The sequence below is a fragment of the Microcystis aeruginosa NIES-4325 genome (genome assembly GCF_008974145.1).
Lineage (GTDB): Bacteria > Cyanobacteriota > Cyanobacteriia > Cyanobacteriales > Microcystaceae > Microcystis > Microcystis aeruginosa_G.
The window spans coordinates 61,761-74,435 of record NZ_BJKP01000019.1 but is presented as its reverse complement, the minus strand read 5'-3'; the positions used below and the strand labels follow the sequence as shown (position 1 = coordinate 74,435).

General features: G+C 43.5%; 9 protein-coding genes. 5 read left to right on the top strand and 4 right to left on the bottom strand.

The window, feature by feature from the left end:
* On the top strand, positions 1 to 1,075 hold a 1,075-nt coding region (locus MiAbW_RS12080), incomplete at its 5' end, for a type IIL restriction-modification enzyme MmeI (RefSeq protein ID WP_373996349.1).
* 865 nt (positions 1,076 to 1,940) lie between these two features.
* On the opposite strand, the gene MiAbW_RS12075 is transcribed toward MiAbW_RS12080, so the two are convergent.
* Together MiAbW_RS12075 and MiAbW_RS12070 are read right to left on the bottom strand one after the other, a co-directional pair.
* Positions 1,941 to 3,134, bottom strand: a complete 1,194-nt coding sequence (locus MiAbW_RS12075) for a Coenzyme F420 hydrogenase/dehydrogenase, beta subunit C-terminal domain (protein WP_151696319.1) — start codon at positions 3,132 to 3,134, stop codon at positions 1,941 to 1,943.
* A 114-nt stretch (positions 3,135 to 3,248) separates the two neighbouring features.
* Positions 3,249 to 4,166, bottom strand: a complete 918-nt coding sequence (locus tag MiAbW_RS12070) for a histone deacetylase family protein (protein ID WP_151696318.1) — start codon at positions 4,164 to 4,166, stop codon at positions 3,249 to 3,251.
* Positions 4,167 to 4,478: 312 nt separating this feature from the next.
* Here MiAbW_RS12070 and MiAbW_RS12060 point away from each other — a divergent pair, with 312 nt between their 5' ends.
* Positions 4,479 to 5,348, top strand: coding sequence for an alpha/beta fold hydrolase (locus MiAbW_RS12060; RefSeq protein WP_151696316.1), 870 nt, complete (start codon positions 4,479 to 4,481; stop codon positions 5,346 to 5,348).
* 295 nt (positions 5,349 to 5,643) lie between these two features.
* Here MiAbW_RS12060 and MiAbW_RS12055 read toward each other — a convergent pair whose 3' ends face one another.
* Entirely contained in the window at positions 5,644 to 7,068 is a 1,425-nt protein-coding gene (locus tag MiAbW_RS12055; protein ID WP_151696315.1) for an ammonium transporter, read from the bottom strand.
* Between the two features lie 175 nt (positions 7,069 to 7,243).
* Positions 7,244 to 8,680 (bottom strand): ammonium transporter, encoded by a 1,437-nt coding sequence (locus MiAbW_RS12050; protein ID WP_151696314.1) that lies wholly within the window; start codon positions 8,678 to 8,680, stop codon positions 7,244 to 7,246.
* A gap of 427 nt (positions 8,681 to 9,107) precedes the next feature.
* Between MiAbW_RS12050 and ribD the strand changes: the two genes are divergently transcribed.
* The 3 genes from ribD to htpG all read left to right on the top strand — a co-directional run bounded on the left by ribD (position 9,108) and on the right by htpG (position 12,544).
* Positions 9,108 to 10,205 (top strand): bifunctional diaminohydroxyphosphoribosylaminopyrimidine deaminase/5-amino-6-(5-phosphoribosylamino)uracil reductase RibD, encoded by a 1,098-nt coding sequence (gene ribD, locus MiAbW_RS12045; protein ID WP_151696313.1) that lies wholly within the window; start codon positions 9,108 to 9,110, stop codon positions 10,203 to 10,205.
* 172 nt (positions 10,206 to 10,377) lie between these two features.
* A complete protein-coding gene (locus MiAbW_RS19595) occupies positions 10,378 to 10,539 on the top strand; it encodes a hypothetical protein (protein ID WP_172967368.1) in 162 nt (53 codons plus the stop codon).
* 37 nt (positions 10,540 to 10,576) lie between these two features.
* Positions 10,577 to 12,544, top strand: a complete 1,968-nt coding sequence (htpG, locus tag MiAbW_RS12040) for a molecular chaperone HtpG (RefSeq protein ID WP_151696322.1) — start codon at positions 10,577 to 10,579, stop codon at positions 12,542 to 12,544.
* Positions 12,545 to 12,675: the final 131 nt, after the last annotated feature.

Genomic DNA, 12,675 nt, shown 5'->3' with positions numbered 1-12,675 from the left:
TACTCACAATGGTGGACACATTCATGAAGCGATTTCTACTCAGCCTTGGTCTGGTGAGGCGAATGTTCATGTTAGTATTGTCAATTGGAGTAAAGTTGAACCAGTAAGTTATTATTTAGATAATCATCAAGTTTCTCAGATTAATTCTTCTTTAAAAGCGACTGTAGATGTCTCTAAATCTCCGCAATTAAAAGCTAATCTTAATCAATGTTTTCAAGGAGTGATTCCTGTTGGTAAAGGTTTTCTGGTTAGTGAAAAACAAGTTGATGAATGGATTAAACAAGATTATAAAAATAGAAATGTCCTTAAGTTGTTTTCAATGGGGGCAAATCTAGCCCAAAATCCTCACGGTAAGCCAGAACGCTGGATTATTGATTTTAATGATATGAGTTTAGAGGATGCTAGTGAATATAAATTACCTTTCGAGCATATTAAAGTCAATGTTAAGCCGGAAAGAGAGATAAATCGAGCTAAGAGAGCTAGAGAATATTGGTGGCAATTATTTGCTCCTCGCCCAATAATGAGAGAATATCTTGTTAAAAAATCGTTTTATTTTGCTGTCCCACGAGTCTCTAAATGGGCGGTTTTTATTCCAGCACCTCTTGACTGGCTTCCTGGAGATAAATCTGTAGTAGTTGCTTCCGATGATTATTATATCTTAGGTATTCTCTTATCTAATATTCACAGAACTTGGATGCACACCCAAAAATCTACACTTGAGGACAGAACAGCCTACACTAATACAACCTGTTTTGAAACCTTCCCCTTTCCCCAGAAAACTTCACAGGAACTTGTCGAAAAAATCCGTCAAACCACTGGGGAATTACACGAATACCGCAGCCAACAGATGGAGAAAAAACAATGGGGAATCACCAAACTATATAACCAATTCTTTAACGAACCCAGTAGCCAACTGTATCAACTCCATCAGAAATTAGATAAGCTAGTGATGGAAGCCTATCACTTCCAAGCTGACGAAGATATTTTAGAAAAACTATTAACCTTAAATCTCGAATTAGCAGAAAAAGAGAAGCGAGGAGAAACCGTCATCGGTCCCTGGTCCCCTTACTCTTAGATTGTAGAATTGGTAAAGAGTAATCGTCGGAGTTGTTGGGTTGCGCTTTTTCAAGCGAATTGAGCTATTTTCGCCCCGGTATTGTTGCGATCAACCCAACCTATGCAGCGATGCGTTCCGCTACGCAGTGCCTTCGGCATCGCACTTAAACCCTGACAGGGGGACAAGCAAGCTGAAAAGCTTATGTAGCATGGAATACAGATACAGACTCCAAAAAAAGATAAGTCATACTAAATCCGGTTATTGAAAACTGATTATCTATTCCCCCTTTTGCCTCTTGCCTCTTACCTCTTGCCTGTCTTCATCAGTAGCCTATACTCAACGGATTTAGTATCATATATTAGACCTCTTGTGAAAATCAAAAATTGTTGTTAGGGTTAGGAGTCAGTAGTCAGTAGTCAGGAGAATTAAGAAGGAGTAATAATCAGTTAAATAGTATATTTACAGACTTTATGCCATTTAATCCTTATTTTTGCCGTTTTTTAACCCTGAAAAATTAATTATGCAAGAGGTTTATAGTAAATATGACCTAGATAACGAAAATGATAAGTGAACTATACCAGAAAGTCTTAGAGAATGAACTGGGACGAGCCTGATATCTACAACGCAGATGACACCCACCGAATTAGAATAGAGGATTATCGCATCATTGACAAAATTCAAGATAAAGAAATGCTTATTAAGTACCTAAGCAAAATTAATTACACATATCTAACTACCTCTTGCCTATTACCTTTTGCCTGTCCTGATATGTAGCCTATACTCAACGGATTTAGTATTATCGCCAAGAAAGGTACAAATCAACTAAAAATGTTAAGAAAGCGGGGTAATTTTTCTCCATTATCCCGCCCAAGCAAGTGAATAATTAATCGGGCAATTTATACTGTTCCACAATCTTGTTAGCATATTCAGGAACATGGTCTGCTAATTTTTCAGGATAATTACGTTTAACATAAAGGTAATTACGGGTAAAGTGAGAATCGATGGAAAAGCGAGCATATTCTAAACCTTTAGGCCCGATTTTTTCAATTACTACTCCCATCATTTTTGCCGCCCACATCGGCAAGGTTACACCTTTATCGTAAGCAGGAATGCTATTTTGTACCGCCTGTTTTCTATCACCACTAGACATAACATCTTGGGTGTCTAATTGATCTTTAACTAACTCTAACATTTCCTTGCCAGTATCATTACGAACGACAATCCATTGCCAGCCAAAAGGTGCGCCCATATAGCCCACAACCAAATCGGCAAGGGAGTTAACGTAATCAAAACAAGTCATACAGGAAGGAGCAAAAACATCCTTTAATTTATTAGTCTTTAAGCCAAAAAAGGGAACCATTTCTATCGAGCCGTCTTCGTGTTTAAAGTGTACCCGAAAATCCTGCATAAATTCGTAATGAACCACAGTTTCTGGGGAACGACTGGTGGTTTCTAGAAACTTTTGCAGTCCTGAGCGGGTGACATTATCAACGCAGGGAGTTCCTAAGACATATAATTTTTCTAAACCTAATTTTTTTTCTACTGCTCTTAGGGCTTGAATTTGACAACCAACTCCGATAACTAATAACCGTTTCATGCCCGATTTTTCAATTTCTTCTAGGACTGATAAATTGGGAGAAAGAGTCGGTTTATTAACTTTAGCGGCGAGAATTTCTTCCGTGGTACGGGCAAGAATCGGCTGCGGTTGAAAGCGATCCTCGGTGGTATTCTGCACACAAACCACCCCTTCTACTAAACCACGATCGAGCATTTCACAGGCAATTGTACTGACGATTCCTGTCCATTGCGCCCCAGGAATAGCTTGTTTTTTCTTGGCAGCCATCATCTCTTGATGAACACCAAAATAGAGATCATTTTCCTGATTTAAGTTGCGACTTTTGCCGTGTGCTTCTGCTTCTAAATCGGCGATTTGTTGATTGAGAAAAGCACAAGCTTCTTTAACATAGTGAATATAATAAGTGTCACAAAGTCCGCACTCGCTACACAATTCTTTGGCAGGACGACGACTATTGGGTTTGAGGGCTTTGGCTTTTAGGTGTGGGGCAAGCGAGGTCATAATCTTAAAGGGTAACTAGGTCAAGGTTTTTTCTATCGATCGTTTACCTTAGCGCATTCGATCGCTTTGTTACCAATCTTTTTAAAGAAATGTAACGATTACCCGGATTAGGATTCAGAGCAAAGCTTCTAAGGTGGCGACGACGGAAGCAGCTAAAGTTTCTAAATCATAACCGCCTTCTAAGCCGAAAAGCAGCGGTTTATTGAGAGTTAAGAGGTATTTGGTTAAAATTCCATAATCTTGTGGGTGTAAACAAATGCCCGCCAGAGGATCCGCTTGATTGGCATCATATCCAGCACTAACAATCACTAAATCCGGTTGAAAATTTTTCAGAAAAGGTATGACTTGGCCCTCAAAATGTTCTTGATAATCTTTAATGGTACTTCCCGCCGGTAAGGGAATATTCAAAACATTATTAAACTTACCTTTTTCTCTCGCTTCTCCCGTGCCGGGATAAAAGGGGAATTGATGCAGGGAACAATAGGCAATCTGGGGATGATTTTCGACTATATCCTGGGTGCCATTGCCATGATGCACGTCCCAATCAAGAATCGCTACTTTTTGCACTCTTTTGTTTTCTAAAGCATAATAGGCGGCAATAGCAGCATTAGAAAACAGACAGAAACCCATGCCATAATTAGAAGTGGCATGATGTCCGGGGGGACGGGCTAAAATAAAGGCAGGATCGCCGGTGGATAAGACTCGATCAACTCCATCTAACCAGCCACTAACCGCTAGTAACGCCACGTCGTAACTACGGGCAGAAACGGGAGTATCTGCATCCAATCTTCCCCCACCCCGTTGACAAATTCGCCGCAATCTGTCAACATAATCTTGATTATGAACTTGTTTAATTAAAGGGATTACTTCGTTGCGAATTTCGATCGATGTCGGTAAATGCCATGTTAATTTTGACTGCCATTCTGTTTGTTTTAAAGCCTCGACAATTGCCGTTAAACGCGCCGCTTTTTCGGGATGGTAAATACCTGTATCGTGATCGAGAAATTCATCGGAATAGATAATCGAGATCATAATCAAATTACTGCTTAACTCGTTGATTTTTGAGCAACCCAATGGTTTTAATCTATCAAAAAAACAGGGGCTTGAGGCTCTATAGTGAAAAAACTTTACTGATCTGGCCACTTTTGCCGGATGATGCAATTATCTCCCCCTAAGGTGACAGGAAGCGGCTCTCCCAGGTTTGGTGGGTAAAATGTATTCTAAGATACATTCCTCCTAGCGAGGGGGTGGAACGAACCACAAAGACACAAAGGACACAAAGATTGATCGATCCTATGTAAGTTAAACTTATCACACAGAACCTAGAAGAGCCAGGAAGCAAAAATGCTGACAAATTTTCATAAATTTCAGCTAGAAGTTAATGGCATTACTATCAATGGTGTCAAAGGTGGGTGCGGTTTTCCGCTGCTTTTGCTGCATGGTTATCCCCAAACCCATCAAATGTGGCATAAAATCGCCCCCCGATTAGCGGTCAATTTTACGGTGATCGCCACGGATCTGCGCGGCTACGGGGATAGCGATAAACCCTTACCCCTAGAGGATTCTAGCAATTATTGCAAGCGAGTCATGGCCCTCGATCAGGTGTTGCTGATGGAAAAATTGGGTTATCAGGAGTTTTATCTGATCGGCCACGATCGAGGGGCGCGAGTTTCTCACCGTCTCGCCCTCGATTTTCCAGAAAAGGTCAAAAAAGTCGTTTTACTCGATATAGCTCCAACGCTGGCGATGTACGAGGCTACTGATCAAACTTTTGCCACTGCCTACTATCATTGGTTTTTCTTGATTCAGCCTTCCCCTTTTCCCGAAACCCTGATCGCCGCTAATCCCGATTATTATCTGCAACATTGCTTGCAAAGTTGGGGGCGAGATTTTAGTGCTTTTACAGAGGAAGCTTTAGGGGAATATCGGCGTTGTTTTCGAGATTTAAGCACTATAACCGCCACCTGTGCCGATTATCGGGCTGCCGCAACCATCGATTTAGAGCATGATCGTCAGGATTTAGACCGGAAAATTTCCTCCCCCCTCTTGGTTCTTTGGGGAAAAAAAGGTTTCATTGCACGTCAATACGATGTGATCGCTCTTTGGCAGCAGCGAGCTAATCAAGTCACTGGACAAGCGATCGCCAGTGGTCATTTTTTACCAGAAGAAGCGCCGGAAGAGACGGCACAGGCGATCGAGGAGTTCCTTCAATAAGTAAAGATATTGATAGCGAAATTCTCTGAGTTAGGAGTCAGAAGAAAGGAGGTAAATCCTTAGCTCATCGGGTTTTCACTTTGACAAAATTATGCCCCTGTTAGAATCTTGAACCTAAGATACTTATTAAAGGAAGGCAGACCTACCCAAACAATTGCTGAGTTAGCTGGCTGACAAATTTCTTGATTCTTGTCAGTAAGAATCGCTAATTTTTTGCTGTTTTGCCCATGTTTAGCCTAGTTTCACAGAGACGAAATTTCGCCTCTGTTGGCTGGATCGATAGCCGATCGAATCGCTAATAATTTTCTTGCGGATTTGTGGTCGGAGAATTTTCTTGGTAGGAAAGGCTGTTACCAAACTCGAATTCCTGTCCGTAGGCTTCCTCTCCGTGTTGAGGCACATCTAACCCTTCTGCTTCCGTATTCGGTTTAACCCGCAAATCCATGAATAAACTGAGAACTTTCAGGATGATAAAAGTACCGACGGCAGCAAAGATATAAGTAGCGGCAACGCCAACAAATTGCGTCCACAGTAACCCCGGATTCCCAAAAAATAAACCATCATTTCCGGCTGAATTAACCGCTTTTGTGGCAAAAAGACCCGTAAGCAGCGCCCCTATCGTCCCGCCGACACCATGGACAGGATAGGTATCCAAAGAATCATCAAAGCGCAATTTTGCCCGCAGACTAACCGCAAAAAAACAGGTAAGGGCAGTGATCGAACCGATGAGAATTGCCCCGATCGGCAGTACATAACCGGCAGCGGGAGTAATACCGACTAATCCCCCTAAAAATCCACTAGCAATACCGATCGCTGTCGTTTTACCCCGTAAAATCCATTCTATAAGCATCCATGTCAAACCCCCGGCCGAAGCGGCGATCGTGGTATTAACAAAAGCTGTCGTGGCTAGGGAACTAGAGGAAAGCGCGCTACCACCATTAAAACCAAACCAACCGAACCAGAGTAAACCGATACCTAGGAGAACAAACGGCACATTATGGGGTGCATAGGTTTGGGTACCAAAACTACGCCGCGGACCGATCATCCAGGCGGCCACCAGTGCGGAAATCCCAGAACTAATGTGAACAACGGTTCCACCAGCGAAATCCAGCGCCCCAGTGGCTGCTAACCAACCCTTACCCCAAACCCAGTGAGCTAGGGGAGAATAGATAAAGGTGGACCAAAGCAGTAAAAACCAAAAATAGGCTTTAAAGTTGACCCGTTCCACGATCGCCCCCGAAATTAAAGCCGGGGTGATGATGGCGAACATCATCTGATAGACCATAAATACTTGATGGGGAACGGTGGGTGCATAACCGATATTGTCAGGTGTGGCCGCGGTGACACCGTTGAGAAAAATCCAATCTAGTCCCCCGATAAAAGCTTCAATTCCCTCACCAAAACCACTTTTACCCGGGGTGACATCGAAAGCGAGACTATAACCCCACAGCACCCAAGTTACACCGATTACGCCCATGGCTACCAAACTCATCATCATGGTGTTGAGGACGTTGCGGGAACGCACTAAACCCCCATAAAAAAAAGCCAGTCCGGGAGTCATTAATAAAACTAAAGCCGAGGAGATCAGCATCCAAGCGGTATCTCCAGCACTAATTGGATTGGGGGGAGCGGCGGCGATGGTTTCCGCAAAAACTGGGGCAACTCCGCAATTGAATCCCAGTCCCAGCAAAAGTATGGTTATTCCTACGATCTTTTTCATTGTCGGTTGGTGGTTAGTAGCAAGATTAATTTTTTCTGTCCGGAAATAGACAAAAAACCGAAAGAGAAAAGGTTTAGACGCCAATTATAGCCACCGATCGCAGCGGGGCGAGGCCTTCTTCCTTTTCTCTTTAACTTGTTTCGGGGTAAATTAATCTATCTTTACAAGGTTTACCCTAACGACTGCTAGGCGTTTCCATGTCAACACTGGAAGCATAATGGCCACCGGTAACGATATCGGACTCCTTGACGAAACCGCTATAGGCTTCCATTCCGTGTTCACCCACATCCAGACCTTCCATTTCTTCTTCGGGAGTAACACGAATACCGAGGGTAGCCTTGAGGATTGTCCAAACAATGCCACTAACAATCAGGGTAAATGCCCCCACTGCCACAATCCCAATAATTTGGTTAATAAACAGTTGGAATTGACCGGTGATTAAACCTGCATCTTTGTTGAAGATGCCGACGGCTAAGGTGCCAAACACACCACAGACGAGGTGAACGGAAGTGGCACCCACGGGGTCATCAATTTTCAGGTTATCGAAGAAAGCCACCGAGTAAACCACGACCACACCGGCAATTAAACCGATGATTACAGCCGACCAATAGGATACACCATCACAACCGGCAGTAACGGCTACTAAACCGGCGAGAATACCGTTAATAATCATCGAAAGGTCGGGTTTACCATCTTTCGCCCATGCGGTAAAGGTAGCGGCAATGCCACCGGCGGCCCCAGCCAGGTTAGTGGTGACAGCGATATAGGGGACAGTTTCATTAACTGCCAAAGCAGAACCAGGGTTAAAACCGAACCAGCCAATCCAGAGAATTAGACAACCTAAGGTCGCGATACTCATGTTATGACCGGGTAAGGCACTGGTGCGACCGTTGATGTATTTACCCATTCTCGGCCCGAGAATTGCCGCCCCGGTTAAGGCAGACCAACCACCGACCGAGTGAACCACCGTCGAACCGGCGAAGTCTTTAAAACCAAGGTCGGCTAACCAACCGCCACCCCAAACCCAATGACCGGTGATCGGGTACATGATACCGACGATAATTAAGCTAAAAACGAGGAAATCGGTGAATTTAATCCGTTCTGCCACAGCCCCAGATACAATGGTTGCCGCCGTTCCCGCGAAAGCGACTTGGAACAGGAAGAACACCGAGGTGGGCAAAGAGGCGGGCATAACGTAGGTGGCAGGATCGCTACTGCTGAGGAACCAACCTCCTGTACCGAAAAATTCGTTACTGACAGACCCAAACATCAGGGAGAAACCGATCGCCCAAAATGATATGGTGGAGAGGGCGAAAACGATCAGGTTTTTGGCGAGAACGTTAACGGCGTTTTTCTGGCGACAGAATCCCGTTTCTAGCATCGCAAAACCCGCATTCATAAAGATCACGAGGATGGCGGCAATTAAAACCCAGATTGTATTGAGGGCGTTTTGCACATCTTCGGGGGTTAGGGGTTTCGCATCTTGGGCCTGTACGGCCGTGTTCCAAACCACGAAAATAATCGCAGACAAAGGAACACAGGCTAACCAGACAGGGTTAATTTTCGGTAACAAACCGACAAGTTCCCCAGATTTTCGAGCAATTCGTTTCATCGTTAATTCGTTTACTTTGTTGAGTTAGTAGGTCGATTCATTACTGTTGAAAATAATTACCGAGCAATTATGTCCGTTCAACCGCTAAATCCTAGGAACAGAGGTCAATCATTTCAGAAGACCAAACACCTAGGGATTTATCTTGAGGTGTGAGTAGTCAATATTTTTCGATCTTTGTTTTTTTGATTTGAGATTTCTGTATCCTCTGATACGTTTCACTTTAAAATAGCAATAGCAAAGAAGTTATCAGTTAGAAAGGGGATATAGGGATTTAGGGGTTTAGGGAAATTTCAGCCAAATGCCCCATCACCCCATCACCCCATCTTCCCCATCTCCCAATTCATAATTGATAATTCCCACTCCCCACTGATCACGTTGACTGTTTACTGATCACAGAAAAGTCTCCCCTCCTTTGGAGAAATAAACCATGACCCAGGCAACGGAATTCGATCGCACAATGATGCAAAGATGTCTAATCCTTGCTAGACAAGGCTTAGGGCGGACTTCTCCTAATCCTTTGGTGGGTTCTGTGATTGTTCAAGAGGGTACAATTATCAGCGAAGGTTTTCACCCAGAGGCCGGACAACCCCATGCAGAAGTTTTCGCCCTGAGACAGGCAGCAGAAAAAGCGCGTGGTGCCACTTTATACGTCAATCTCGAACCCTGTAATCACTATGGACGCACTCCCCCCTGTAGCGAGGCAATTGTGCAAGCAGGCATTAAAAAAGTGGTGGTAGGGATGATCGATCCTAATCCCTTGGTGGCGGGGAAAGGCATTGAAAGATTAGCATCGGCAGGCATCGAGACGCTGGTGGGAGTGGAGGAGTCCGAATGTCGTCAACTCAATCAGGGTTTTATCCATCGCATCACCGCTAAAAAACCCTTCGGTATCCTCAAATATGCCATGACTCTCGATGGCAAAATTGCCGCTACTAGCGGTCATAGCACTTGGATTACTAGCCCCGCTTCTCGCCAAATAGTCCACCAACTGCGAGCGTCCTGTGATGCGATTATCGTCGGCGGCAGCACTGTCCGTCAAGATAATCCCCACCTAACCACTCACGGCCTCTCCGATCATAATCCCCTGCGCGTGGTCATGACTCGATCGCTCGATTTACCCCCCTCCGCCCATCTTTGGCATACCAGTCAATTTCCCACACTTGTCTATACAAAAATTGATTCTAATGTCAAGCTTAAGCAACAATTATTAACAAAAGGTGTGGAAGTGATCGAACTCACCGAGGTGACACCCACTTTAGTGATGGAAAATCTTTATCAGAGGGGATTTTGTCAGGTTTTGTGGGAGTGCGGCGGCGGTTTAAGTGCATCTGCGATCGCTGAGGGCATGGTACAAAAAATTATCGCTTTTATTGCGCCCAAAATCATCGGGGGAATTAATGCACCCACTGCTGTGGGTGATTTAGGTTTCCAGTTAATGAGCCAAGCTTTACAGTTAGAAAATGTCACGGTTAATTATCTCAATCCCGATATTTTGATTGAGGGATATTTGCAAAGTAAAAAGTAGAGCTAAGCTGCCCGCGCATTTAAATTGCTTATTGAGATGAGGCAAGAGGCAAAAGTCAAGGGATTAGGGGAGATTCAGCTAATCTAAGGATAGGCGGTTAAAATGCGTCTTAGCTTACTGCAATTCTGGCTCAATCGCCAAATCCCAACCAACCGCTTGCAAAAGTCAAAAAGTGATCAATAACCCCGATAATCTGGCACTTACCCCCGATTTTTGCGATCGAGTTCTAGAAATCGCCCCGCTGCCGTTAAATCCCTTTATCAGTACGGTTATCACCCTAGAAGAAGTTGGGCAATCGCTCTGTGATCAATGCTGCCCTCATCGAGCAAAATAAAAAAGTTAGAATAGTCAAGCCCTTAGTGATTGAACGTATGACGGTACTCGAAAAAGGTAATATCACGATTCATACCGAGAATATCTTCCCTATTATCAAAAAATCCCTCTACACTGACCATGAAATTTTTCTGCGGGAATTGATATCTAATAGTGTTGATGCCATCTCGAAATTAAAAATGGCTGCCTTGGCAGGAGAAGCGAGAGGAGAAGTCCCTGAACCAGAAATTAATCTCGCCATCGATCAAGAAAATCGTACCCTATCAATTACCGATAATGGAATCGGGATGACGGGGGAAGAAATCAAGAAATATATTAACCAAGTTGCCTTTTCCAGTGCGGAAGAATTTATCAATAAATATCAAAAATCAGCCAACGATTTAATCGGTCATTTTGGACTAGGTTTTTATTCGGCTTTTATGGTGGCTAAAAAGGTAGAAATTGATACTCTTTCCTATCAGGAAGGTGCTACCCCTGTCCATTGGTGCTGTGATGGTTCTCCGGAGTTTGAACTAACCGATTCTTCCCGCAGCCAAATCGGCACGACTATCACCCTAACTTTAATGGATGAGGAAGGGGAATATTTAGAACCTGCCCGCATTCGCCAGTTAGTCAAAACCTACTCGGATTTTATGCCCGTTCCCATTAAAATTGATGGGGAAGTGATTAATCAACAACGGGCTTTATGGAAAGAATCTCCTCAAAATCTGACTAAAGAAGACTACCTAGAATTCTATCGTTATCTCTATCCTTTCCAAGAAGAACCTTTACTCTGGGTACATCTAAATACAGATTATCCTTTCTTGCTCAATGGAATTCTTTATTTTCCCAAACTCAGACCGGATGTGGATGTCTCAAAAGGACAATTAAAGTTATTCTGTAATCAGGTTTTTGTCAGCGATCATTGCGAGGAAATTATTCCCGATTTCCTGATCCCCTTGCGAGGAGTTATCGATAGTCCAGATATTCCTTTAAATGTGTCTCGAAGTGCTTTAACCAAAGATCGCACCGTTCGCCGTATTGCCGATTTTATTGCCAAAAAAATTGCTGATCGCCTCAAATCTCTCTACAACGAAGACGCAAAAGAATATATTCGTTGTTGGGGAGATGTGGGAAATTTTATTAAATTTGGTTCCTTGAAAGAGGATAAATTTAAACAGCAGGTAGAAGATATTTTAATCTATCGCACTACCTACAAACCCCCAGAAACCCCAGTACAAGTGGAAGTGCAAACCGATGACGCATGGCAAGAAGCAACGGCGAAAACTCCCCTAGAAGCGATCGAACAGGAAGGTTATACTACTCTCAAAGCCTACCTAGAACGCCATAAAGAACGCCACGAAAATCGAGTTTTTTACTGTACCGATCCTCGAAGCCAATCCACCTACGTTGAACTCTACAAAAATCAAGGTTTAGAAATACTTTTCTTTGATTCTTTCATCGATACTAATTACTTTATTCCTTTCCTAGAAAGAGAATACTCCGATGTGAAATTCACCCGGGTTGATGCTGAATTAGACTCGACACTGCTCGAACAGGATCAAGCTAGTGAAATTATCGATCCCGGCAGTAATAAAACCCGGGCCGAATTAATCAAAGAAATCTTCGTCAAAGCTCTCGATAATTCCCGCATCAATATCAAAACTGAAGCATTGAAATCCGATGATCCCCAAGCTACTCCCCCAGCAATTGTCTTACTTCCAGAAGCGATGCGACGCTTACAGGAAATGACGGCAATGATGCAACAAAAAGCCATGGCTTTCCCCGAAGAACATATTCTGATGATTAATACTAATCACCCCCTAATTCAACAGATTGTCCAGATTAGTCAGGGAAGTATTGTTACCGGTAGCGGCGAATCTCCATCGGCGCAATTAGCGAAAATGCTCTGTCAGCACGTTTATGATTTAGCGGTAATCGCTCAAAAAGGATTTGATGCCGAGGGAATGCAAGCTTTTGTGGAACGTTCCAATCGCGTTCTGACTAAGCTAACCGAAAAGATTTAATCTATTGCTAAACTTTGGCTGTTCCGATATGCTGAGAGTGTGTTAATTCACACTCTATTTTTTTATCCCGATCAATATGATCTAGCGATAATCTATATTGCCGCCGTCAGCCTTGAATCAGTTATCAGTTA